The sequence below is a fragment of the Mangrovibacter phragmitis genome (assembly GCF_001655675.1).
GTDB lineage: Bacteria > Pseudomonadota > Gammaproteobacteria > Enterobacterales > Enterobacteriaceae > Mangrovibacter > Mangrovibacter phragmitis.
This window is the reverse complement of record NZ_LYRP01000003.1, coordinates 35,346-58,996: the sequence shown is the minus strand read 5'-3', so window position 1 is coordinate 58,996 and position 23,651 is coordinate 35,346. Positions and strand designations below refer to the sequence as shown.

Below are 23,651 nucleotides of genomic sequence, written 5' to 3'. Positions count from 1 at the left end.
TGGTTATTCCTTAGATAGATTGTTATGTTAATCTTTCATAAAACAACCAATATCGACAAACAACATCGCGTAGCTTATGCATTAAAATAGCTTATACATGGAAGCGAATACCTATGGCCAACAAAGAGAATGTTTTAGCAAATCTGTATACTTTCAGTGTGGTAGCTAAATTTCTTAGTTTTACCCTTGCTGCAGAAGAATTGTGTTTAACGCAGAGTGCTGTAAGTCAAAGAGTGAAAAAACTTGAAGTAGATCTCGGTTTTGCACTTTTTATACGTTTGACAAGGAAACTTGAATTGACAGCAGAAGGTGAACGGATGTTGAGAATCTTAACAAAATCTGTTTCAGCTATTTTTTCTGAAATAGATGATATTAGATTTAACGAATTAAGAGGTGAGTTATATATTGGAGTGGCTCCAACATTTGCACATTTGTGGCTGGTTCCCAGATTATCCACCTTTCAATGCTTATATCCACACCTTGATGTTAAAATTAGAGTTAAGGCCAGTAAACTGGATTTTCAAAATCAACCTGTAGATATTGCTATTTATTATGGAAATGAAAAACATCCTGATTTCTATCATGTGCGTTTATTTGATGAGTTTCTAACTCCTGTTTGTACACCTGAATATGCTAAACGTTTTCACTTACTTGAAAACGATAATCACCTCAAAGATGTAACTTTTCTTCACTGCACTGAATCGTTGGAGTTTTTGTCACCCCTTAACGAGTGGCAACATTGGTTGATATCGACAAATAGAAACCCAAATATATTAAAACACAAATACGTTTTCAATCATGAGGAGCTTACAATGGTTGCAGCCAGAAACTCCATGGGGGTGGCATTAGGTAGATATCATATTATCAAACCATATGTAGAATCGGGTGAACTTGTTGCACCTTTTGAGCATGTGTCTTCTGGTTTTGGATATGATCTTATCTGCCGTAAAAGTGATGAAACCAGACCAAAGATTCACGCATTTTTAAAATGGATTAAAGAGATGGTTTAATGTGTTTTTCCGAGAAAAGATATCAGACGTAAAATGATATTATCCCATTTTTACAATCTTGATATCTTTACTTATATTGTATGAGCCTTTGGGTTGTTTTTCACTCGTGAGGAACCACCATAACCAATTCTCCCATACTGCGGCAGGAACGCGAAAATACATCGCTTTGTTAAGCTACTCACCCTCTCTGAGAAAGATAAATCAGAATTGACACTATCGCGGGCTATCTGCGGTGTGCTGTTGTAGGGGCACACCCGGTTATCGCATATATTCTCACTCAGTTTGCGAGTACCCCCTGGTCAGTTTCCGTTGGAGTGCCAGATTTGTCCTGAACTGCTGAAAATAGGCTGTACGAAGTACCTGGGGTTTAACCATGCGCAAGGCTGCCGGGGGTTGTCTGCGGTGAAAGTGTTGCCCCCCGTGCATAGCGTGCGGGAGGCAGGCCAACATACCTGGCAAAGGCAACACTAAAGCTGCTTGCCGAGCGGTAACCCACCTGTATGGCAACTTGTTCAACGTTCAGTTGCTGCTCCCGCAAATACTGCTTAGCGAGTGTCATACGCCAGGCCAGTAAATATTCCATTGGCGGCAAGCCGACGATACGGTTAAACCTCGCGAAGAAGGCTGAACGGGATAAAGCGGCCTCGGTAGCAAGTTCTGCAATAGTCCAGGTCCGTTGCGGGTGGGAATGCATTGAACGCAGCGCGGCAGCAAGCCGTTCGTCCCCCAGTCCACGAATCAGCCCGGGTGCAGATGTGGTTTCCGTTCTGGATCGTAACGCCTCAATCAACAGCACCTCCAGCAACCGTTCCAGGACGGGTTCTTTTGCTGCCCATTGTGCACGCATTTCCTCGTTGATGAGCTGCATGAGTGTGGTGAGCCGGGGCTGATTGTGTACCACAACGACCTCAGGTAATAACGAAACAAGCAGTGCAGCATCCAGCGCGCCGAAACTACAATGCCCAACCAGCATGCGTAGATCAGCCGGGCCATCCTGGCTTCCCACGCGGAAATACCCTTCGCTTATTTGTATTGGGTGGGTAAAAGGCATGCTTTCAGGGGCGTCAAGGCTGGCACTGACCATATCCTTCATTGCCGGCGCGAGTATAAAGTCTCCGGCATGCAGGGTGAATTGTTGATCCCCACCGAAGGTCATACGGCAACTACCCTCAAGAATTGCGCAATATAAAGGCTCACCGGTTTCCTCACGGTGAATTCGCCACAGGCTGCTACATTCCACCAGTTTTGTAAAACGTGCAGCAGGCTGTAGCAAAGTGACAATTTGAGCAAGAGGATCTGTAGTCATTATCGAGACTATTTCTAAAGTAATGGCGATTCTTGATTATATAACGTCCAATCATTAAGTACTACTCTGTCAGTGTTAACTTCTAGTGGAGACGATTATGCCTAAGGTATTGATTACAGGTTGCTCATCAGGTTTTGGCCTGGAAACAGCGAAGTTGTTTATTGAAAAAGGCTGGGATGTTATTGCAACGATGCGAACGCCGCGTGAAGGTTTATTACCCTTATCTGACAGGCTTCGCTTGATAAAACTCGACATAACTGACCCGGCAAGTATTGCACAGGCAGCGGAGGCCGCAGGGGCTGTCGATGTGCTGGTAAATAACGCGGGGTTCGGGGCCCCAGCTCCGGTTGAATTGACTGACCCTGAAACAATTTATGCTTTGTTTCAGACTAACGCGGTTGGAACACTGGCTATGATACAGGCTTTTGTTCCACAAATGCGCCATCGTCGCTCTGGGGTTGTTATTAACGTGACATCTACGGTAACCCTGAAAACATTGCCGATTGTTGGTGTTTACCGGGCAAGTAAAGCAGCGGTAAATGCGTTTACTGAATCTCTGGCAATGGAAGTGAAACCTTTCGGTGTCCGGGTGCATATTGTTTTGCCTGGTCGTTCTCCCGAAACCCGTTTCGGTGACAATGCCCGTCCACATATACGTGGTATAGATGACCCTGATTATGCTCCGGTGTTTGAGCAATTCGTAAAGAATGTACAGCAAGATAACGGTCCGGTGACTCATGCATCTGATGTGGCTGAAGCTGTTTGGCAGGCTGCAACAGATAGCACCGCTTCACTGTATATCCCTGCTGGCGAAGATGCTGAACAGTGGATGGCCGAATCCAGTATCCATCGGGAATAGAACGCTGAAATAGCTAATTGCAGAAGAGGAGATAATAGCTGGCGTTTTACAATATGATAATCCGGGGCCTGTTATCCGTTATTCCGCAAGTGTGCACAGATAACGGATAACTGCTCCATTACCGGGCCACCACATTATTGGTATCAACCAGGTAACACATATCGCCAGAATGCGAAAAGCCACTGTATTTGTATTAATCTACTGGCCAGGAGAATGCAAAGCCCGTTGTTATCAGTGTATCTTCGTCCTGATTGCTACAAGTATGATATGGTTTTGTATCGCAGCCATTGTTTGGGTTGCCCTTTCAGTTATGGCGAAAATGTATAGGGAGTGTCGGGTGGATTATAAAGATAAAACACTATGTAACATACGGACGATAACGGCATTTTTATCTTTAAATAAGGATAAAGAAAGCTGGAAAAATGAAATTAGCAAAGCATCGAGGTTTTTATCAGAGTTAACTGCTGAGTTTCAAAGTCATCACTATACAGTACAATCTGTTCGTATTGTGACAAATCCATTTGGGGAGTATCTCAATTTAAGCAGTTTAGAGAGCGCCCGGACTGATTTACGTTATATTAGTGAGTTACTGGCTGAGCATAGCCAGTCAGGAATACGGGTCAGATTTGCTGTTGGTGAAGCTAAGACAGCAAGAGAAATTGAGTTGCTTCCGGCGCTTATTAATGAATTTGGTGATTTATGCAATGCGTGCGTGAATGTTCCTCTTGATGAGTCTGGCATTCTCGATAATGAGCTCATAAGCGCGGCTGCTCTGTGCGTGAAAGAAATCAGTGCGATAACGCCCCGTGGGGAAGGTAATTTTAATTTCACCGTTAACTTCAACTGTAAACCGCTCATTCCTTATTTCCCGGCAGGGTATCATCAGAGTGAGTCAGGCGATTGTTTTGTCATTGGCCTTGAAACACCAGACTTGCTGGTCAGCACACTGAAAGCTTTTAATGCAGAAACAAAAGCCACCAGCCATAACGAAAGGTTCAGTAGTTATTATAAAATACTGCATACCGCTCTTCAGTATCATATCTCTGCAATTCAACAAATTATTACTGATGCCGAAATAGAGTTACCTTTCAAATTTTCAGGTTTTGATAGCTCAGCTGCGCCATCAAAAAATTGCGCCAGTATGGCTGAAGTCTATGAACAAATGGGCGTGGAATACTTTGGTGCAGCAGGTACCGTTGAAGTTTCTGGCTTATTAACAAAGGTATTTAAATCAATCAAGGAAACCGATTTAGTGGGTTTTTCCGGGTTAATGCTTGCGTTAACTGAAGATAAGGGATTAGCGGATGGCTCTGTAAAATCAAACTTTGATATTCGTGCTTTGCTGACATACAGCGCTGTTTGTGGAATTGGTCTGGATACTGTTCCCGTCCCTGGTGATGTCTCTGTTGAAAAACTCGCTGCTTTAATGAGAGATACCGGGACGATGGCTTTTCGTTTAAACAAGCCACTTACTGTGCGCGTATTTCCGGTTCCCGGGTTACAGGCCGGTAATATTACTCAGTTTGAAAGCGATGACCTGTGTAATTGCGCGGTGCTTGCTGTTCCCTGATTATTGCACAGATATATATTTGGCGGTGTATTACGCCGCCATTGAAATCACACGGAAGATAACTCACCTCGCTTTATCTCGCCTCATAACGGACTTTCCTGCTATGGGCGTCTTATTATAAGACCTGATTCTCAACTAAACCACGTACCCGAACGGGTTCCTGAACAGCACCAAGGTCCAGTAGCCTTTTCAGCGCTGATATTGCTGTGTCTGTCAGCTCATGGCCTTTAGTCAGTACCATCAAACCATTTGTTGTTCGGATGTCTTCATCCACTACCCAGCCTGGCATTAATTCATGGATGTTCGCACTGCGCGTAACAACAGCATTAATACGAAAATCACCCAGCACTTTAATGATATATTCAGGCAGAGCAGGGCGCACTGCACGTAAGATATTCCATTGGTTATCCTTGGTATGACCTCTGGAAACATGGCGTTCCAGTTCCAGTGCGGCACGCAATAAATGTGCTCCCCGGCTAACTTCAATGGCACTATCCGGCGGAGCACATTTATTCTGATAGCGTATAATTTCCGCAACCTGCTCCAGGCGAGGGATTTGCTCAGTCAACCGGGCGGCAATTTCAGGGTGATCATGAAGAAGTCGCTGTTCATCTTCACTAAGTTTACGCTGCGCCGCGTCAGCCTGGACAATATCTGCGGGAATACCAACACAACCAATTTGGCTTAATGATGCAGCAATGGTGTAAATCCATTCATCTGGCCAACCCAGTTTTGGTAACGCGAACTGAACACAAGCCTGTGCATAGGCTGCCCGCTGAAAGGCCCAGGGCGCAACCATGGCAAGGACTTCAGTGAGCGTCTTCACGGAGGCTGTGAGCGTGGTCGCCAGCAATGTTTTTTCCGCACAAATGAGCCGGTATTGATTGACAGCTTCACTTAATACAGAAACCAGTTCATCTTTGGGGCAGGGTTTACAGAGGTAGCGGAAAATAGCCCCTTTATTGATTGCGGCAATTGATGAAGCAAGATCTGCCTGCCCGGTCAAAAGTAGCCGAACGCTGTCAGGGCAAATGGCTTTCGCTCGTGAAAGAAAAGTGGCGCCATCCATACCAGGCATGCGCATGTCAGACATTATTACTGAGAAAACCTCTCCACGGCCGAGCAGGGCCAAACCCTCTTCACCACTGTTGGCTGTCACCACATCAAACTCACCAAAAAGATTGCGTTCCATTGCTGCCAGTACATTAGGTTCATCATCCACGCAGAGTACTCTGGGCAAAGTGGTTTCAGTCATTAGTCGTTTCCTGTAATTCAGTTAGCATTGCCTGCCACTGTGGCAGTTTATTCAGCATGCCTGTTTGTTCCAGATAACTCAGGTCTGGGGAGCAATCATTTGCGAGCATAACGGCGACATGAACCACGCCAGTGATACCAAATGTTTCATTTTCCAGGCGGGCAGGGTGCTGGTGATGAGCAACGGCATCAGTAATTTCTGCGGGCAACCCCCACAGGGTTAAAAGATATGCACTGATCGCAGCACTTAATGGGGTATTGCACGCGGTCGTTTCTTTCACATACTCAGGTGTGCGTAATTCAGGGATAAGCAACCCTGTATTAGCAAGCAAGGATGCGGTTTGTTCTGGCCCTTGTTTGCCAGCAATGCGAGTGGCAAGCCCTGAAGCAAGCATTGCCTTTTGCTGAAGTTGTTCAACATAAGGATCAGTTTTTGCCTCAGTAAAAACATGCGAGGCGAGCACAAGTAGCTTTACTTGTTCCAGACCAAGGTTCGTTATCGCTTTTCCAATGTCACTAACCTGGTTTCCACGGGAAAACCAGGCTGAATTTGCCAGTTGCATGATTCTGGCAGTCAGGGCCGGGTCGCTACTCAGTAAGTCAATAATCTTCCGGGTATCTGCCCCAGGGTTGTTGATGTGCCGAGATATTTCAAGAAACAGTTTTGGTGCCGGGGGAAGATAGTTGATGCGGCCTACGATTTCAGCGACCTTCGGATCCAGAAACATATTGCGTAGCGCGAGCGCATTCTCAACTGTTGCCAGGAGCGTTTTACTATCGCAGGGCTTCGCCACAAAACGGTGAGCAACATCCAGCATTCTCAATGTCGCTTCGGCATCCGAATAGCCGGAAAGTATGATTCGAATAGCTCTGGGCCAGCGTTCCCGCACTTGTGCCAGCAATTCTGCTCCATCCATAAATGGCATGCGCATATCAGATACCACTACATCTGCAGGGTGTTCTTCTAGCATGGCAAGCGCATCCTGACCACTGGTGGCAAAACGGTAAAACCACCCCGTATCCTGCATCATGAGTGCTCGTTCAATTCCTGAAAGCACACGGCTTTCATCATCGACAAACATTACTTGCATGCCTCATTACCCTCCGCAATGTAGTGCAAGGGAAGCTCAATTATGAAGGTAGTACCAATACCAGGTTCAGATTCACAACGGATTTGCCCGTGATGTTTATCAACAATGGTTGAATACACAATAGCCAACCCCTGGCCTGTGCCTTTTCCGACTGCTTTGGTAGTAAAGAAAGGTTCGAAAATACGGTTACGAATATTTTCAGGAATACCAGTGCCATCATCCTTAACTTTTACTTCAAGATAATCATTTTTCGGTATAACTGAAATCTCAATGTTTCCTTTTTCTTTGACTCCTGCTTGTACTTTATCTGCGATGGCATGAGCAGCGTTGATAACCAGATTAAGAATGACCTGGCCAATCATATCTCGCAGGCAAGGGACTTGTGGTAGATTATCTGCGAAATAAGTATTGAGAGTGGCAACATATTTCCACTCATTACGTGCTACCGTTATTGTAGTATTAATAATTTCACGGATGTCTGCATATTCTTTTTCATTTTGTGATGGATGGGAAAACTCTTTCATCGCAGAAACAATTTTAGTAATACGCCCCAGTCCTTCGAGTGATTCATCCAGTGCATTTGGAACTTGTTGGCGAAAAAAATCAACTTTAGTTTTTTTTAACGCAGTATCAAATGCCTGTAATGCAGGCATTTCTGTCATTTGCTCACGAACTGAATCTGCCAGTATTAACGCAGCATCGAGTAGGTGTAACAGAGAATCTGAGGCTGATTTTACGAAACCAACATTGTCTGAGACATATTGAGCAGGTGTATTAATTTCATGGGCAATCCCTGCGGCAAGTTGGCCAATAGATTCCATTTTTTGTGCCTGGAGTAGCTGAGACTGAGTAATACGTAATTCATCCAGCGCTGTTTCCAGTTCTCGACGTTTCTTTTCAAGCTCCTGCGTCTTGAGGGCCACAACTTTTTCCAAACCTACATTTTGCTCAAGGATAGCAAAAGGCGTGGTATTGCTTAGATGGGATTCCCGTGCTATTCGCCGTTTAAGCACTTCAATCGTTTTGTCGCGGGCAGCGAGTTTTCTGGCGAATTCACCGGATAGAATCGCGCTTACTGGTTCTGCATCAACTCTGTTTTCAGACATATTACTCCCCAATCGCGATTCCCGTGAAGGTCTGATTCACATGTAACCCGTTGAACTGCTCCCCATAGGTAGAAAACCCAATAACGCGGTTTTGAACCATTACCTTGCCAATCTCCTGGTCAATCCCTTCCTGTTCAAACTGCAGTCTTCGCAGAATACAGTCACAACCAATAATTACGCATGGGTTGTCTATTGTTTCTTTAACGTGTTCAAACGCCTGATGTAATGTATCGACTGGGTCTTCGGCCACACCAATGGCGACGATTAATCCTTCTTCAATTGCGCAATAGCAGGTCAGTGAGAAATCATCGTTTACTTTTTGAATTGAACGGACATAAGGCTCATCTCCAAATGTCAGTACTAATGGATTACGCGAAAAAACAACAGGTGTCAGATCCTGTACGGTGAGCCCAAGCGCTTCTGCATAAGCTTGTGCCGCCGGTTCGCCATTAATCTCTATAATAAGCCGTTTTTCCGGGTCAGCTTCAGTAATAACCAGCTCTGTCTCACCAGGAATAAAGTGTTGAACTTTGAATGTCGTAATCTGTGACTTAGTTGAAATAACAGAAAATATGGCTGCATTGGGAATAAACCGACCATTTCCGTCATAAATCATGGTTTGTTCAAAGCGCAGGTCATCACCTGCAGAACCACCAATAATGGGTACATCGCCAATTTGCTGGTACAGGTTAGCGACCAACCGCTCCTCGGCCATAGAAAGCCCATCTATGAGTAAAAGTCCAAAACGATGCAAATCAGGGTGGACCTCACTGTCAACTCTCAGTGCCTCAGCAATGTGAGCAATAGCTTCGCTATAGTCAGTCAGTGGTTGAATGAGGAATGAATGTGTCTGAAAACCGCCTGTGAGTCCAAGCCCCACAATACCTGAGTGCTGAAAACCATTGGTACCTATCTGCCCTGATGCGGTACAACCAATACATGGGCAGTCAAATGTGTTTTTTAATGCTTTCCCTAATATATCAAGGTCATAATCTGGCGAGCAGAAAAAGATAACCAGATCAATATCTTTACTGCCAATTTTATTAGCAAACTCGCTAACCGCCAGTGTAGGGTCCATCAATTCGCTACAGGCATATTCAGGCTGTATCTTCACTCTCATCTCCCCGGGTAACAGAATGTTGGGTAGATAATAAACGGGCATACACCTTACTGAGTGACTGCCTGATTATTGTTTTCTAAAAGATTAGGAGTGGATGGCACAATAATCAAATGAACGGTGTGTCTTAATCTGCTCATGAAGAACCTTTAATGTTCACTTCATCATGATTTTAGTCATAAAGAATGATACTCAGTTTTCGTTTTCTTCTTTAATTTGACTTTAAGTTAACTATATTTAGCGGGTTATTTTTACTGTACCTTTCTGCCAGTGGTTACTTACCCTTCTGCCTGACCAGACAATGCCAGGCTATTGTATTACCTGGTTTATTAGCATGCTGTGTTATTTTTAAATTAAGTTTCTTCAGCAATTCAATATATTAACGCTGAATAACAATATTATCTCTACGATGGTTTTTTCTGCGCTACAACACAGTTTGTTGCCATGTTCTGGATAAGCGTATTCAGAAAACAGAATTTTCTACTGGCGCTGTACTGCGTACCAGGATTCAGCAAACGTCACCTGAAACGCCTGAAGTACATCTGGAACCATTGCTAACTGTGGAATGAAGCCCGGACAACACTAAAACCAGAGCTATACTGGCTGGTGTAGTTTACCGGGCGGTATGACTCAGCAGGCTTCATTCCACTGACTGAGTGTCATGGCACTCTTGCTTGATTAGGCAGCCAGCCAATATCTGTGAACCGGGTCTTTACCCTGAAGCATTTTCAAATCATTGCGTGCTACTGCTGTGATTGTTGCTGGGAAGTGGCATCAATACTCAGGCTTGATTGCTGAGACTGAATTTTGTTTTGGTGGTGATACCATGCGCCAATAGCTGAATAAACAAAACGACCAAAGAAGAATAAAAAGCTGATTAACAACACAGTTCGTGCTATTCGGCTGTTAAATCGGTGTCGTCTGCGCATAGTGGTGGCGTTTGTCACGAAATGGAACCTGTAGTAAACCCAAACGGGCGATATGCTTATTTAGGCACAGCTCTGTTATAAGGTCAATTCTTAATCACTAAAAAGACATCTCACGCGCCAGATATGTGGTGTGCAGTTCAGATAATTCGAAAGGGAAATATCTGTATTTTCGCCAAAACCGTGCATTCAGCGCCTGCGCTGGTTAACAATCCAGCATGAATTGATCTGCATCAAATTAAATGGGGGAGAGGGCACTAGAATTGCACGCCATTTCAGTCAGGCTCCTGGCGCAACAAAGGAAGCCCTGGCCATCACAGATTTTTGGGTAAGATTAAGCGGGTAATATGAAGAGTTGGTATCAACGTAATAAAAACCAGTGGTGGGCGCTACCGGGTTTTCTGCCATTGTTTTTTTTACCACTCGCAGCATGGTGCAATACTTTCACCATTCTTGATGATGGGCGCACTGTGCTCTATTACCTGCCACATGCATTGTTCATGGCACTGATGCTGATTTTTGACTGGGCTGCGCTGCCGGGTATAGCGCTGGCTATCTTTGTGCGTTATTTCCCCGGCTATGGTCTTACCTATACTCTGAACGCCATTATGTTAATGGTGGTTCCTCTGGCGTTGTGCTGGTTCGGTTACCGGGTGTTTGTCTGGCGGCGCTACCGGGTCATATTTGGCTCGCTGAGCCTTACTTTTTCGCGTTGCATGTGGCTGGTGTTAATTTATTCCTCCACCTTTCTGGTCTGGTATCAGCTGGCTGTTTTCCTTGGTTTTCTGGATGGTTATTACAGCCTTAACGGTGCGGAGCCGCTGAACATTCGCACGCTGATTAATTTCCAGTCATTAATGGTGGGCACACTCTCCGGGATGCCCTTATGCTATTTCATTATTCGTGCCATTCGTAACCCGTCCTTTTGCCGAATTTTTTGGTGGCGGCTAAAAAAACAGTTTCATCCACATGTGCATCTGCCTGAAATACTGACCTGGTTTTTTCTCACCGGCGTGCTGATGGCATTGATGATTTCCAAACCGGGGCCTTCCAGCACGATTTTTAATACCAGCTATACCTTTACGTTGTTATTACCACTGATGCTGTGGGCGGCTATGCGTTTTGGTTATTTGTTTATCACTACTGTATGGGGTATTTCCCTGATAGTGTTGTGCCGCTATTTTGGCAACTATGTACCTGCTGGCGAAGATTTTGCTCTGCAACTGGCGATTACCTCTTCCTGCTGGATGGTCTTTTCTTTCACTATTGCGCTAATGGCGGCGATGACCACTCGCCAGCGTACGGTATTTTTTCATGTGCGCCAGTTAGCATTAATTGACCCCGTTTTTCAGCTCCATAATTTACGGGCTCTGACACGCGATACCAGTAAATATGCCAGCTCTCTGTTGTGCTTTATCCGCATACCGGAACTGGAAATTCTGGGGCGCAACTATGGTCTGCTGTTTCGCATCCACTATAAACAGCATTTGGGAATGTATTTACGCCAAAGCCTGAGGGAAAACGAAAACCTGTATAACCTCTCCGGGCATGACCTGGTATTGCGTTTGAATAACAGTGATGGTGATGAGCAGCGCCTTAATCACCTGAGTGAAGCAATTCAACAATTTCGCTTCTTATGGGATGGCATGGTTTTTCAACCGCAAACCGGTATTAGTTATTGTGTTGCTTTACCGCCAGTAAATCATCTGCCTTTGTTACTGGGGGAGTTGAGCACCATGGCCGAATTTTCGCTCACCACGCACCGTGTGGAAGGTTTACTGGACAGCCAACTGCACCCATTGCAGGAAGATATGCGAAAAAAAGTGGCCATGATGAATATGCTACAGGAAGCGCTGGAACATGATCATTTCCGTTTACTGGTGCAGCCCATTCAGGGGGTACGCGGGGATACCTGGTATGAAGTGCTTCTGCGTATGTCGGGGCCAGGTGGCAAAGTGATATCTCCGGAGGTATTTTTCCCGGTAGCCTGCGAATTTGGCCTGTCTTCTCGCCTGGACTTCTGGGTACTGGAACATAGCCTGGCATTTATACAGTGCCATAAAGACCGCCAGCGCGGCATACGGTTATCTGTCAATTTATCACCTGCATCAGTTTGCCATAATGGTTTGGTGCGAGAAGTTTCCCGTCAACTGACTCGTTTTGATGTGGAGCCGTGGCAACTGGTGCTTGAAGTGACGGAGACAGATGAATTAACCAATGTGGAACAGGCAAGGCATAATCTTTCCGGGTTACAGGCCCTGGGGTGCAGTGTCGCGATTGATGATTTCGGTTCAGGGTATGCAAGCTATGCGCGTCTGAAAAAAATGAACGCCGATATTCTTAAAATTGACGGCAGCTTTGTGCGTAACATACTAACCAGTAGCCTGGACTACCAAATCGTTGAGTCTATTTGCCAGTTAGCACGGGTAAAGCGAATGAAAGTCGTTGCGGAATATATTGAAAACGAAGCAATTTGCGAGGCGGTCAAACAGATGGGGGTCGATTACCTGCAAGGGTATTATATTGGCCACCCGGAGCCTATTGAAAAATTATTTGGCCATGATAAACGGGCTCACTGCGGTGTAGCGGAGCCTGTGTAATACATAATACACTGGGCAAAAATAATGGCGGGCAAAGAACATATTGCCCACCATTAAGTAACAACTGTAACCAGTGCGGGTCAGGCCGCGGAAGCTTCTTCTGGTTGTGCTTCTTCAATGGTCAGTTTCCAGCCCGTCACGGCTTCCCAATATTGCTGTTCTTTTTCCAGATCCAGTAATACCAGCGCATTCTGGCTGAACCAGTCATGCGGGAAGCACAGTGTCCAGTGGTTCTCGTCTGTTGTCAGCACCAGCGACGGAGGCGTGGTGGTTGCCTGGCGCTGGTTATTCAGTAATACGCCCAGGCGCAGTAACTGAATCAATGGCAGGTACTGTTTCTTTTTAAACAGCGTAAATCGTGGTAGCTCATCCAGTTTGATGGCTTTACGATGAAAACGCACCAACAGCGCCATCAGCGTTTGTTGCTCCTGGTTAAAACCAGGCAGGTTGCTGTTTTGCAGGATATAGGCAGAATGGCGGTGCATACCACTATGGTTAATATTGAGCCCTATCTCATGTAACATGGCGGCCCATTTCAAGAGTGCTGCCAGTTGAGGGTTGGAGAGTTTCGGGTTAGCAGCCTGCCATTGATCAAACAAATATGTGGTTGTTTCCAGTACTCGCCGGGCCTGATCATCGTCAATATTGTACTGATTCGCCAGGCTCTGGGCCGTGCGAATACGAATATCCTGGTGGCGGAAACGGCCTTCCATTTCATACAGAACACCTTCGCGCAGCGCCCCATCAGATAAACGTAGTTCTTTAATTTTCAGTGCATCAAACACCCCGCACAGAATGGCGAGGCCTGGCAGGAAGACTTCCCGACGTTCATCAGAAAGACCTGGCAATGAAAGGCTGAGTACATGGTTATACTTCAGCACTTCAGTGGTCAGTCGGTCCAGGCGCTCCGGGGTTATCATGCCGTCTTTTTCCCCCATGGCGAGTAAGACTTCGCAGGCCGCTTTAATTGTGCCTGATGCTCCCATCGCCACATCCCAACCTTTCAGGCGGTACTGCCACGCCAGCGTTTCCAGTTTCTGCACTGCGGCGAGCCTTGCCCGGTTAAATGCTGCCGGGCTGATAACTCCGTTAGGAAAGAAGGTTTGACCAAAGCTCACACATCCCATCCGTCGGCTTTCCACCAGAACCGGGTCGAAGTTTTCACCAATAACCAGTTCAGTTGACCCACCACCGATATCCACAACCAGCTTGCGGCCTTTTTCCGGTTGCGTATGTTCCACACCCATAAATATTAAACGGGCTTCTTCATTACCTGGAATAATTTCAATCGGGAAGGGAATCACTTTTTCCGCACGTTTGAGAAATTCCGTGGCATTGCGTGCCTGACGCAAGGTATGCGTGCCGACAATACAAACATTATCAGGGCTGAACCCTTGCAGGCGCTCGGCGAACAGCGCCAGGCAGGATAAACCACGCTCCATCGCTTCTTCGTTCAGCATGCTGTTATCATCCAGGCCATCTGCCAGATGTACACGTTGTTTTAACCGGCCGATGATTTGCATCGCACCATCGACCACACGCGCGATAACCATATGGAAGCTGTTGGAGCCAAGGTCGACCGCCGCAAATTCTTCAGGGCGGGGAGTATGTTTGGTTATTGGCATAGATTAATCAGGTTGTTCCAGGGATTTGAGATAATCGTAAATCGCCAGTTGCGCCTGCACCTTGCGGCGGTTACCGCGGGGCACATAGCGATTGCTCAGTTCTTTATCAATAAAACGCGCTTTCACTGTATCACTAAATAGTATCTCAATAATATCCAGAACGCGCTGTTTCAACACCGGGTCCAGTAACGCGACAGCCACTTCGATACGGTAGTCAATATTGCGCGTCATCCAGTCGGCAGAAGACAAATAGACTTTTTTGTCACCACCATTCTCAAAAATATAGACCCTGTCGTGCTCAAGGTAGCGGTCAACAATACTGATAACGCGAATATTTTCGCTAATCCCTTCCAGGTCAGGGATTAATGAACACATGCCGCGAATAAGCAGGTTGACTTTCACCCCGGCAGAGGACGCTGCATACAGCCGGTCCACCAGACCTTTATCAACCAGGTTGTTGATTTTCAGAGTAATGGCTGCAGGTATACCTTGCTGTGCGTTAGCAATTTCCTGGTCAACCAGTTTGTAGAGCATGTTCCTGGAGTTTTGCGGTGACACAATCAGGTAGTCGAAATTTACCGGTCGGTAGGGGTTTTCAATGAAATTAAATACGCGCCGTACTTCATTGGTTATCCGCTGGTCAGCGGTAAGCAAAGCATAATCGGTATACAATCGGGCAGTTTTTTCGTTGAAGTTACCTGTACCGATATGGGCATAGCGCACCACTTCATCACCTTCACGGCGAGAAATCAGGAACAGTTTGGAGTGAATTTTTAACCCTGGCGCCGAGAAAATAACATGCACACCGGCTTCAGTAAGCCTTTTTGCCCAGTGAATATTCGCAGCTTCGTCAAACCGCGCCTGCAATTCCACTACCACTGTGACTTTTTTGCCGTTGTGCGCCGCGTGAATCATGGAGTCAATCAGGCGCGAATCTTTGGCAACCCGGTAAATGTTTATCTTGATAGCCAGTACATTGGGGTCAAACGAGGCCTGGCGGAACAGTTCAAGCACATGTTCAAAAGTGTGGTAAGGGTAGTACAGCAATACATCCCGCTCACGGATGGCATCAAACCCATTGCGGAATTTATCGAACCACAAATGGCGCAGGCGAGGTAAAGGTTTATTGAGCAGGTTGGGTTTGCCAATATTCGGGAAACCAATAAAGTCTTTAAAGTTGTGGTAGCGCCCACCAGGAATAATGGAGTCGTAACGCGAGATAGAGAGTTTTTCGCGCAATAACTCCACCATTTCTGCTGGCATATCGCGCTGGTAAACAAAACGCACAGGTTCTGCGGTTAAGCGTTGCTTCAGGCTGGAGGACATCAGTTCCAGCAAGCTGGATTCCATTTCTGTGACCAGGTCATATTCTGCATCACGGGTCATCTTCATGGAGTAAGCATTCAGTTCGTCATAATCAAAAAAGCCTTTAAAAATATCATCCAGACAATAACGAAGAATGTTATCAAGTAAGATCATTGGCTTGCGCCGACGAGGTGTTTCTGGTGGCAGGTTGACGAACCGTGGCGCTTTATCTGAAGGGATCTCCAGCAGCGCATAGTTCACCACATCGCCATTAATTATTTCGATTGCAAGATAGGTGAAGTCATCTTTAAGAAATTGCACCAGGTCGGTTTCGCGGGTGATAAGAATAGGCGCGATATAGGGGCGCAAATGTTGCCTGAAGTATTCTCTTAACCAGACTTGCTGGTTATCTGACAACTGACGTTCGTTAATGAGAAATATTTGGTTGCGCGCCAGCTCCAGCAGCAGTTCATTGTACAACCCATCAAACTCCTGATCGGTCTTTAATACCCTGGACTGAATCTTGCCCATCAGGTGGCGATAGTGAGCATTGCTGCCTTGCTCTTCACTGATAAGAATGCGCCGTTTTAACTCCGCGAAACGTACTTTGTAAAATTCGTCGAGGTTGTTGGAGTAGATGCCTAAAAAGCGCATACGCTCAATGAGTGGGTTGTTTTTGTCTGCGGCTTCCTGGAGTACGCGTTCATTGAAAGCCAGCCAGCTCAGTTCTTTATCAATATATAACTTATCCAGACCCATGAATCCTTCAACTCCGGTAAATAAAACAGAGGACACGCCAGACCATCCTGCAATAACTATTATGGCGAGCTTTGTCCGGGAATGTCCAATAATGTCATAACAGTATGACAAGAAAGCGAGCGATTTGATTGACTAATAAAAGCGCAAAAAAGAACCGGCAGAGTGGGTGACGATAAGAAGAAAGAGAGTAACTGGCGTGCTTTCGCAAATTAAGCAGAGGGCAAAAGCTGCACCTCTGCCAGTAATTTAATTATTCGTCACCTGCGTAGCCATGAGCAGGCAGGCGCTGACCGTCGAGCCAGGCATGGTTACTGTGCATCACCAGACGTTCTGAAAGAAACCAGTTAATGACCAGTGGGTAAATGGCATGTTCCTGAACCTGAACCCGTGCGGTGATAATCTCCTCATCATCACCATCGAAAACAGGTACTTTCGCCTGCAAAATGACCGGCCCACCATCAAGCTGCTCAGTGACAAAATGCACGGAAGTTCCGTGTTCTTTATCTCCATTCTCCAGTACCTGGCGGTGCGTGTGCAGCCCCGGGTACTTAGGCAGTAATGACGGATGGATGTTGATCATTTTGCCCAGGTAGTGGCTGACAAAGGCCGGGCTTAAAATACGCATGTACCCGGCCAGCACAACGACATCAGGCTGGTAAGCATCAATCTGCTCCATCAACGCGTTATCAAAAGCTTCCCTGCTTTCAAACGACTTTGGGTCGAGAGAAAAGGCCGGAATACCTGCCTCGCTGGCACGGGTTAGCCCATACGCACTGGCTTTATTACTGAAAACAGCAGAAAGGGTGCCATTGATTTTTTTCTGGTCACAGGCATCAATAATGGCCTGCAAGTTGCTGCCATTACCTGAAATCAGCACCACAATCTTTTTCATTATGCAATAACCACACGCTGTTCATCACTGGATGCTTTAATCGTGCCAATCTCCCAGGCATTTTCGCCAAGGTTGCGTAGCAGCTCCAGGGATTTTGCGGCATCTGAGGCAGCAACGGCAATCACCATTCCCACACCACAGTTAAAGGTGCGATACATTTCATGACGGCTGACATTGCCTGCCTGTTGTAGCCAGCCGAAAACAGCAGGCCACTGCCAGGAGGCTTCATTGATAACCGCCTGAGTGTTGTCCGGTAGCACGCGTGGGATATTTTCCCAGAACCCGCCACCCGTTAAGTGGGCAATCGCATGCACATCAACTTTGCTGATTAATTCCAGTACCTGTTTAACGTAGATGCGCGTAGGTTCCAGTAAATGGTCGGCCAGAGGTTTGCCTTCCAGTTGAGTGGTTAACGGGTCGCAACCACTCACTTCAACAATTTTGCGTACCAGTGAGTAGCCATTGGAGTGCGGGCCGCTTGAACCCAACGCTATCAGTACATCACCGTCAGCCACTTTACTGCCATCAATGATTTCTGATTTTTCTACCACACCAACACAGAAACCAGCGACATCATAATCTTCACCGTGGTACATACCTGGCATTTCTGCCGTTTCGCCACCAACCAGTGCACAACCCGATTGCAGACAACCTTCAGCGATACCTGTGATAACAGAAGAGGCTGTATCCACATCCAGCTTACCTGTAGCGTAGTAATCAAGGAAAAATAGCGGTTCAGCACCTTGCACCACCAGGTCATTCACACACATAGCAACCAAATCGATACCAATGGCATCGTGGCGTTTAAGATCCATCGCCAGACGCAGTTTGGTGCCAACACCATCAGTCCCGGAAACCAGTACAGGCTCACGATATTTCTGTGGCAAAGCGCACAGTGCGCCGAATCCGCCCAAACCACCCATAACTTCAGGACGGCGGGTTTTTTTTACGACACCTTTGATTCGGTCGACCAGAGCGTTACCTGCGTCAATATCAACACCGGCATCTTTATAGCTGAGAGAGGTTTTGTCGGTCACTGCTAAGTCCCCACGCGGTTGCGGTTGGTGCGCTACCCAGGCCAGCATTCAGGCAAGCTTGCGCGTACAAATGTGGCGTGTTCCGGGTAGTGCGCTAAAAATCGCGGCAATTCTAACAGTGCAGGCAAACGTTTGCGAGCCTATTCTGAAACCTGAACGCAGAAATCTTTGCTACTGACCAATTCCACCGCAGTTGATCCCGATCAAGCCTTAACCGGGAGTGAAAGGTGGAACCGTTCACAAAAAGCGGTATAATCCGGCGATTTTTTTTGTGGCTGCTACCTGTCTGGGGGAGAAAGAGTATGAAGATTGTGGAAGTGAAACACCCACTCGTCAAACATAAGCTGGGTCTGATGCGTGAGCATGATATTAGCACCAAGCGCTTTCGGGAGTTGGCCTCTGAGGTGGGTAGTTTGCTGACTTACGAAGCAACAGCCGATTTAGAGACAGAGAAAGTTACCATTGAAGGCTGGAATGGCCCGGTGGCTGTTGAGCAAATCAAAGGAAAGAAAATCACCGTTGTACCCATTTTGCGTGCAGGCCTTGGCATGATGGAAGGCGTGCTTGAGCATGTGCCCAGTGCCCGAATCAGTGTTGTCGGTATCTACCGTAATGAAGAAACACTGGAGCCGGTTCCTTATTTCCAGAAGCTGGTGTCTAACATTGACGAACGTATGGCGCTGGTGGTTGACCCGATGCTTGCAACGGGTGGTTCGATGATTGCCACTATAGACCTGTTGAAGAAAGCAGGCTGCCACAGTATTAAAGTGCTGGTGCTGGTTGCTGCGCCAGAAGGCCTTGCGGCACTGGAGAAAGCCCATCCGGATGTTGAGCTTTACACCGCATCTATTGACCAGGGGCTCAACGAGCACGGTTACATTATTCCCGGTCTTGGCGACGCGGGCGATAAGATTTTTGGAACGAAATAATTATTCAATAAGCCGACTAATGAGTCGGCTTTTTTTTGGTGAAATCACCACGCTATTACACAACATAACTTCACTGAGGAACACACTATGACGCGCCGTGCTATCGGGGTGAGCGAAAGACCACCGTTGTTGCAGACCATCCCCCTTAGTTTACAGCACTTGTTTGCCATGTTTGGCGCAACCGTGCTGGTGCCTATTCTGTTTCATATTAATCCGGCAACCGTTTTGCTGTTCAATGGCGTGGGGACATTGCTCTATTTATTTATCTGTAAGGGCAAAATTCCGGCATACCTTGGGTCAAGCTTTGCGTTTATTTCACCGGTGCTGTTGCTGTTGCCTTTAGGTTATGAAGTGGCTCTGGGTGGTTTCATTATGTGCGGCGTGTTGTTTTGTATTGTCGCGCTGATTGTGAAACAAGCCGGAACAGGGTGGCTGGATGTGATGTTCCCACCCGCGGCGATGGGGGCAATTGTTGCCGTTATCGGGCTGGAGCTTGCCGGTGTGGCGGCAAATATGGCCGGGTTATTACCGGCAGATGGTAAGCCTGCAGACAGCACCACCGTGATTATTTCTGTCTCGACTTTAGCTATAACTATCCTCGGGTCAGTGCTGTTTCGGGGTTTTCTTGCCATTATCCCCATTCTGATTGGGGTTCTGGCCGGGTACGCACTTTCATTTGCCATGGGCGTGGTGGATACCACAGCCATTCGTGAGGCTCACTGGTTTGCCTTACCAACTTTTTATACTCCGCGTTTTGAATGGTTTGCGATTTTCACTATTTTACCTGCGGCGCTGGTGGTTATTGCGGAGCATGTCGGGCACCTGGTCGTGACTGCGAATATCGTTAAAAAAGATTTGATTCGTGATCCGGGCCTGCACCGTTCTATGCTGGCGAATGGGCTATCCACAATACTTTCCGGGTTCTTTGGCTCCACGCCTAACACCACTTATGGGGAAAACATTGGTGTGATGGCTATTACCCGTGTTTACAGCACCTGGGTTATTGGCGGTGCAGCAGTGTTTGCGATTCTGCTGTCCTGCGTGGGTAAACTGGCCGCAGCGATTCAAATTATACCTGTTCCTGTAATGGGGGGCGTTTCACTGCTGTTGTACGGCGTAATCGGTGCATCCGGTATCCGGGTGCTGATTGAATCTAAAGTGGATTACAGTAAAGCGCAAAACCTTATCCTGACAGCGGTAATTTTGATTATCGGGGTGAGTGGCGCGAAAGTGCATATCGGTGCGGCAGAGTTAAAAGGGATGGCGCTGGCAACGATTGTTGGTGTCTGCCTGAGTCTGATTTTCAAAGTAATTTCTGTATTCCGCCCGGAAGACGTTATCGAAGACGAAAGTGGTGATGATAACGCCCCGGCGAAGTCCTGATAAGATAACGGGCAGCCCTGTGCTGCCCGGTTCATTCGCCATGTGATTCTGTGTTACACTGCGTCTGTTTTTTGGTAAGCCCAAACTGAGGTCCTTCTGAACACGCCGGCACAGCTCTCTTTGCCTCTTTATCTGCCTGACGATGAAACTTTCGCGAGTTTCTGGCCGGGCGATAACCCTTCTTTGTTAGCAGCAGTACAAAATGTTCTGCGGCAGGAACATAGCGGGTATATCTATTTTTGGTCACGAGAAGGTGGTGGGCGCAGCCACTTGCTGCACGCTGCATGTGCGGAGCTTTCTCAGCGAGGTGAAGCGGTTGGGTATGTCCCGCTGGATAAACGCACCTGGTTTGTACCGGAAGTACTGGATGGCATGGAGCAACTATCGCTGGTCTGCATTGATAATATTGAGTGTATAGCTGGTGATGCATTGTGGGAAATGGCGATTTTTAACCTGTATAACCGCATTCTGGAATCAGGTAAAACGCGCTTATTTATTACGGGCGACCGCCCTCCACGCCAGCTTAACCTGCAACTGGCTGACCTTGCCTCGCGCCTGGACTGGGGGCAAATCTACAAGCTTCAGCCACTTTCTGATGAAGATAAACTGCAGGCTTTGCAATTGCGGGCCCGGTTGCGTGGTTTTGAATTACCCGAAGACGTAGGCCGTTTTCTGCTTAAACGCCTTGACCGGGAAATGCGAACCCTGTTCCAGACGCTGGATCATTTGGATAAAGCCTCGATTACTGCACAGCGAAAACTGACAATCCCTTTCGTTAAAGAAATTCTCAATCTGTAGTACGCTGAACAGCTATGCCTGTATGAAAACGCAGCGCCAGGCGCTGCGTTAATCTCTGTTAAATAATATCCAGTACTTGTTCAGGCGGCCTGCCCAGCCGGGCTTTCCCGTTGCTGATTACAATTGGACGCTCAATTAACTTCGGGTGTTTGGTCATTGCGTCAATCAGCGCATCTTCACTGGTTTCATCTGCAAGACTCAGTTCTTTATACAGCGTTTCTTTCGTGCGCATTAACTGACGGGCACTGCTCATACCTAACTGGCTTAGCAGCTCTTTTATTGTGCTGGCAGAAGGTGGCGTATCCAGATAAAGCACCACTTCTGGTTCAACCTGTTTTTCTTTCAGCAATGCCAGAGTTTCACGGCTTTTGGAGCAACGCGGGTTGTGATAAATAGTGACTGCCGGTTTCATTGTGCTGTGTTACCTCTTTTCATATGTCCGAAAACGCTGCTGTAACTGGCGCAACTGGTCAATGCGTGCGTCATAGCGTTGTTGTTGCAGGCTACCCAGTTTTACTTGTGAACTTGCTGAACTGAGCGTTGTGATGGCCTGGTCTATTTTACCGGTGAGCGCCAGGTTTTCCGCCCGTGCAGCCAGTTCCTGGTCACGATGCCCAAGGGCTGCTTCTGCCTGGGCCAGCAAATCCCAGCCATTGGTGTCGTTGGGGTTGCTGAAGGTGTAGCGGTTTAACATTTGTGCTGCCTGCTCATTCTGGCCGGACTGAATCAGCGCGTTAGCCAGGTTGAGCTGAAGTACCGGGTCGTTACGTAAATCGGGTGCTTTTTGTAACCTGGCTATGGCTTCGGCGTTTTTTTTCAGTCCAAGATCTATATCGGTCGCGAGATCGAGATACCAGGGATCGTTTGGTTGAGCAGACAGTAGTGGTTGCAGAAGTTTATTGGCATCAGCATATTTGTTAGCTTCCAGTGCCAGAATTGCCCGGCCATACTGAGCAGCATGTTGCTGGCGAATATTCCCTTTTGACCAGCTATCCAACAGGTCACTGGTCAGTTGGTTTTGCCCCGAATTATACATGCCCAGCACGCGGGCTTTCGCCATGTAGAAATCTTCAGACGAGTGCACCACGACATGGGGCATTTGGTTAGCCCGGTTACGCGCATCAGCCAGGCGGCTTTCGGGCAATGGGTGAGTCAGTAAAATTTCTGGTGGGCGCGATGCATAACGCGACTGGTCGAGCAATTTTTCCATAAAAGCGGGCATTGCCTGAGGATCAAAGCCTGCGCGTTGCAGCACCTGAATACCGATACGGTCAGCTTCCTGTTCATTTTGTTGTGTGAAGCTGATAATACCTTGTTGCGCGCCCGCCAGGGTTCCGGTCAGTGCTGCCATCCCGGCCTGAGGGTTCGCCATTGCCAGCAGAATAGAACCCAACGCACCCACCCAGGTGAGAGGAGCATTGCGTTTCTGGTCTTCCATGGCACGGGCCAGGTGGCGCTGTGTGACGTGAGAAATTTCATGCGCCATAACTGAGGCTAACTGGCTTTCGTTATCTGTAAAACGAAATAAGGCAGAATGCAGAACAACGTTGCCGCCGAAAAATGCGAAAGCGTTGAGTTCATCGCTGTTAATTAAGTAGAAGTGGAACGGTGTTCTTACTGAGTTGGCATGTGAAACCAGGCGCATACCCAACTTGTTAATGTACTGGCTTAATAGTGGATCATTGATAAGCGGCGCACTGCCTCGCAACTGGCGGACATAGTAATCCCCCATCTCCATTTCCTGGCCGATTGATAATGTGCTGCCCGCTGAGGTGCCCATATCTGGTAAATCATCGGTACCACTGGCAAATGCCGGAGCGACCTGCCCGGCAAGCGTGCTCAGCATCAGCGATGCAACCAATGATTTTTTTAACACACTGAACATAACTTTCTTCCTGTTGTTATGGTGTAATCAGGTCTTCTACTCTGGCTATGCCACTTTACAGATAGCGCCAGCAGTATGGCACAGTCGTCCAGGGTAACAAGAGCAATTACATAACACTACTGTATCGATATATAAAGAATATCGCGTGGCGCAAAGAAACAAAAAACGAAGTCTTTTTTGAGACATTTAGATACAATTC

At 47.1% G+C, this 23,651-nt stretch carries 19 protein-coding genes and 1 pseudogene; 8 read left to right on the top strand and 12 right to left on the bottom strand.

Annotated elements, in window-relative coordinates; genetic code table 11:
• Nucleotides 1-113: 113 nt before the first annotated feature.
• Both A9B99_RS06715 and A9B99_RS24135 read left to right on the top strand, forming a co-directional pair.
• Nucleotides 114-1,010, top strand: a complete 897-nt coding sequence (locus A9B99_RS06715; RefSeq protein WP_064595934.1) for a LysR substrate-binding domain-containing protein — start codon at nt 114-116, stop codon at nt 1,008-1,010.
• A gap of 200 nt (nt 1,011-1,210) precedes the next feature.
• Nucleotides 1,211-1,481 (top strand): annotated as a pseudogene (locus tag A9B99_RS24135) (hypothetical protein).
• Here A9B99_RS24135 and A9B99_RS06710 read toward each other — a convergent pair.
• Entirely contained in the window at nt 1,378-2,316 is a 939-nt protein-coding gene (locus A9B99_RS06710) for an AraC family transcriptional regulator (protein WP_064595931.1), read from the bottom strand. The pseudogene A9B99_RS24135 and the gene A9B99_RS06710 sit on opposite strands and share 104 nt — an antisense overlap.
• A gap of 97 nt (nt 2,317-2,413) precedes the next feature.
• Here A9B99_RS06710 and A9B99_RS06705 point away from each other — a divergent pair, with 97 nt between their 5' ends.
• Nucleotides 2,414-3,175 (top strand): SDR family oxidoreductase, encoded by a 762-nt coding sequence (locus tag A9B99_RS06705; RefSeq protein ID WP_064595927.1) that lies wholly within the window; start codon nt 2,414-2,416, stop codon nt 3,173-3,175.
• A 337-nt stretch (nt 3,176-3,512) separates the two neighbouring features.
• Entirely contained in the window at nt 3,513-4,745 is a 1,233-nt protein-coding gene (locus A9B99_RS06700; protein ID WP_064595924.1) for a DUF711 family protein, read from the top strand.
• Nucleotides 4,746-4,860: 115 nt separating this feature from the next.
• Here the strand turns inward: A9B99_RS06700 and A9B99_RS06695 are convergent, their stop codons facing one another.
• The 5 genes from A9B99_RS06695 to A9B99_RS06675 all read right to left on the bottom strand — a co-directional run bounded on the left by A9B99_RS06695 (nt 4,861) and on the right by A9B99_RS06675 (nt 10,242).
• Nucleotides 4,861-6,000 carry an HD domain-containing phosphohydrolase gene (locus tag A9B99_RS06695; RefSeq protein WP_064595920.1) on the bottom strand — a complete coding sequence of 380 codons (1,140 nt, stop codon included), beginning with the start codon at nt 5,998-6,000 and terminating at the stop codon, nt 4,861-4,863.
• Nucleotides 5,993-7,090 carry an HDOD domain-containing protein gene (locus A9B99_RS06690; RefSeq protein ID WP_064595918.1) on the bottom strand — a complete coding sequence of 366 codons (1,098 nt, stop codon included), beginning with the start codon at nt 7,088-7,090 and terminating at the stop codon, nt 5,993-5,995. Before A9B99_RS06690 ends, A9B99_RS06695 begins: the two co-directional genes overlap by 8 nt.
• Entirely contained in the window at nt 7,081-8,196 is a 1,116-nt protein-coding gene (locus A9B99_RS06685) for a sensor histidine kinase (RefSeq protein WP_064595915.1), read from the bottom strand. The genes A9B99_RS06690 and A9B99_RS06685 overlap by 10 nt, the downstream gene beginning before the upstream one ends.
• Nucleotide 8,197: 1 nt before the next feature.
• Nucleotides 8,198-9,310, bottom strand: coding sequence for an FIST N-terminal domain-containing protein (locus A9B99_RS06680; RefSeq protein WP_156519013.1), 1,113 nt, complete (start codon nt 9,308-9,310; stop codon nt 8,198-8,200).
• 746 nt (nt 9,311-10,056) lie between these two features.
• Entirely contained in the window at nt 10,057-10,242 is a 186-nt protein-coding gene (locus A9B99_RS06675; protein WP_369792679.1) for a YfgG family protein, read from the bottom strand.
• A gap of 344 nt (nt 10,243-10,586) precedes the next feature.
• Between A9B99_RS06675 and A9B99_RS06670 the strand changes: the two genes are divergently transcribed.
• Nucleotides 10,587-12,839: a sensor domain-containing phosphodiesterase gene (locus A9B99_RS06670; protein ID WP_064595910.1), complete on the top strand. Its 2,253-nt coding sequence runs from the start codon at nt 10,587-10,589 to the stop codon at nt 12,837-12,839.
• An 80-nt stretch (nt 12,840-12,919) separates the two neighbouring features.
• Here A9B99_RS06670 and ppx read toward each other — a convergent pair whose 3' ends face one another.
• The 4 genes from ppx to purM all read right to left on the bottom strand — a co-directional run bounded on the left by ppx (nt 12,920) and on the right by purM (nt 18,457).
• On the bottom strand, nt 12,920-14,464 hold the full coding sequence (gene ppx / locus A9B99_RS06665; protein ID WP_064595907.1) for an exopolyphosphatase: 1,545 nt from the start codon (nt 14,462-14,464) through the stop codon (nt 12,920-12,922).
• A 3-nt stretch (nt 14,465-14,467) separates the two neighbouring features.
• Complete coding sequence (gene ppk1 / locus A9B99_RS06660) at nt 14,468-16,528, bottom strand: polyphosphate kinase 1 (RefSeq protein ID WP_064596090.1); 2,061 nt, start codon at nt 16,526-16,528, stop codon at nt 14,468-14,470.
• Nucleotides 16,529-16,778: 250 nt separating this feature from the next.
• Nucleotides 16,779-17,420 (bottom strand): phosphoribosylglycinamide formyltransferase, encoded by a 642-nt coding sequence (gene purN / locus A9B99_RS06655; protein WP_064595904.1) that lies wholly within the window; start codon nt 17,418-17,420, stop codon nt 16,779-16,781.
• The gene (purM, locus tag A9B99_RS06650; protein WP_064596088.1) at nt 17,420-18,457 is read right to left on the bottom strand and encodes a phosphoribosylformylglycinamidine cyclo-ligase; all 1,038 of its coding nucleotides are present in this window, start codon (nt 18,455-18,457) and stop codon (nt 17,420-17,422) included. Before purM ends, purN begins: the two co-directional genes overlap by 1 nt.
• A gap of 302 nt (nt 18,458-18,759) precedes the next feature.
• Between purM and upp the strand changes: the two genes are divergently transcribed.
• The 3 genes from upp (at nt 18,760) to A9B99_RS06635 (ending at nt 21,567) form a co-directional block, all read left to right on the top strand.
• A complete protein-coding gene (gene upp / locus A9B99_RS06645; protein WP_064595901.1) occupies nt 18,760-19,386 on the top strand; it encodes a uracil phosphoribosyltransferase in 627 nt (208 codons plus the stop codon).
• 87 nt (nt 19,387-19,473) lie between these two features.
• Nucleotides 19,474-20,769, top strand: a complete 1,296-nt coding sequence (uraA, locus tag A9B99_RS06640; protein WP_064595898.1) for a uracil permease — start codon at nt 19,474-19,476, stop codon at nt 20,767-20,769.
• Nucleotides 20,770-20,865: 96 nt separating this feature from the next.
• On the top strand, nt 20,866-21,567 hold the full coding sequence (locus A9B99_RS06635; RefSeq protein ID WP_072007010.1) for a DnaA inactivator Hda: 702 nt from the start codon (nt 20,866-20,868) through the stop codon (nt 21,565-21,567).
• Between the two features lie 58 nt (nt 21,568-21,625).
• Here the strand turns inward: A9B99_RS06635 and arsC are convergent, their stop codons facing one another.
• Both arsC and bepA read right to left on the bottom strand, forming a co-directional pair.
• Complete coding sequence (gene arsC / locus A9B99_RS06630; RefSeq protein WP_064595895.1) at nt 21,626-21,979, bottom strand: arsenate reductase (glutaredoxin); 354 nt, start codon at nt 21,977-21,979, stop codon at nt 21,626-21,628.
• A 9-nt stretch (nt 21,980-21,988) separates the two neighbouring features.
• Nucleotides 21,989-23,452 (bottom strand): beta-barrel assembly-enhancing protease, encoded by a 1,464-nt coding sequence (gene bepA / locus A9B99_RS06625; RefSeq protein WP_064595892.1) that lies wholly within the window; start codon nt 23,450-23,452, stop codon nt 21,989-21,991.
• Nucleotides 23,453-23,651: the final 199 nt, after the last annotated feature.

Excerpts from the sequence above, each read along its gene's own strand:
- A9B99_RS06715 (WP_064595934.1), top strand. The coding sequence starts at position 114 with ATGGCCAACAAAGAGAATGTTTTAGCAAATCTGTATACTTTCAGTGTG.
- A9B99_RS06710 (WP_064595931.1), bottom strand. The coding sequence starts at position 2,316 with ATGACTACAGATCCTCTTGCTCAAATTGTCACTTTGCTACAGCCTGCT.
- A9B99_RS06705 (WP_064595927.1), top strand. The coding sequence starts at position 2,414 with ATGCCTAAGGTATTGATTACAGGTTGCTCATCAGGTTTTGGCCTGGAA.
- A9B99_RS06695 (WP_064595920.1), bottom strand. The coding sequence starts at position 6,000 with ATGACTGAAACCACTTTGCCCAGAGTACTCTGCGTGGATGATGAACCT.
- A9B99_RS06690 (WP_064595918.1), bottom strand. The coding sequence starts at position 7,090 with ATGCAAGTAATGTTTGTCGATGATGAAAGCCGTGTGCTTTCAGGAATT.
- A9B99_RS06685 (WP_064595915.1), bottom strand. The coding sequence starts at position 8,196 with ATGTCTGAAAACAGAGTTGATGCAGAACCAGTAAGCGCGATTCTATCC.
- A9B99_RS06675 (WP_369792679.1), bottom strand. The coding sequence starts at position 10,242 with ATGCGCAGACGACACCGATTTAACAGCCGAATAGCACGAACTGTGTTG.
- A9B99_RS06670 (WP_064595910.1), top strand. The coding sequence starts at position 10,587 with ATGAAGAGTTGGTATCAACGTAATAAAAACCAGTGGTGGGCGCTACCG.
- ppx (WP_064595907.1), bottom strand. The coding sequence starts at position 14,464 with ATGCCAATAACCAAACATACTCCCCGCCCTGAAGAATTTGCGGCGGTC.
- ppk1 (WP_064596090.1), bottom strand. The coding sequence starts at position 16,528 with ATGGGTCTGGATAAGTTATATATTGATAAAGAACTGAGCTGGCTGGCT.
- purN (WP_064595904.1), bottom strand. The coding sequence starts at position 17,420 with ATGAAAAAGATTGTGGTGCTGATTTCAGGTAATGGCAGCAACTTGCAG.
- upp (WP_064595901.1), top strand. The coding sequence starts at position 18,760 with ATGAAGATTGTGGAAGTGAAACACCCACTCGTCAAACATAAGCTGGGT.
- uraA (WP_064595898.1), top strand. The coding sequence starts at position 19,474 with ATGACGCGCCGTGCTATCGGGGTGAGCGAAAGACCACCGTTGTTGCAG.
- arsC (WP_064595895.1), bottom strand. The coding sequence starts at position 21,979 with ATGAAACCGGCAGTCACTATTTATCACAACCCGCGTTGCTCCAAAAGC.
- bepA (WP_064595892.1), bottom strand. The coding sequence starts at position 23,452 with ATGTTCAGTGTGTTAAAAAAATCATTGGTTGCATCGCTGATGCTGAGC.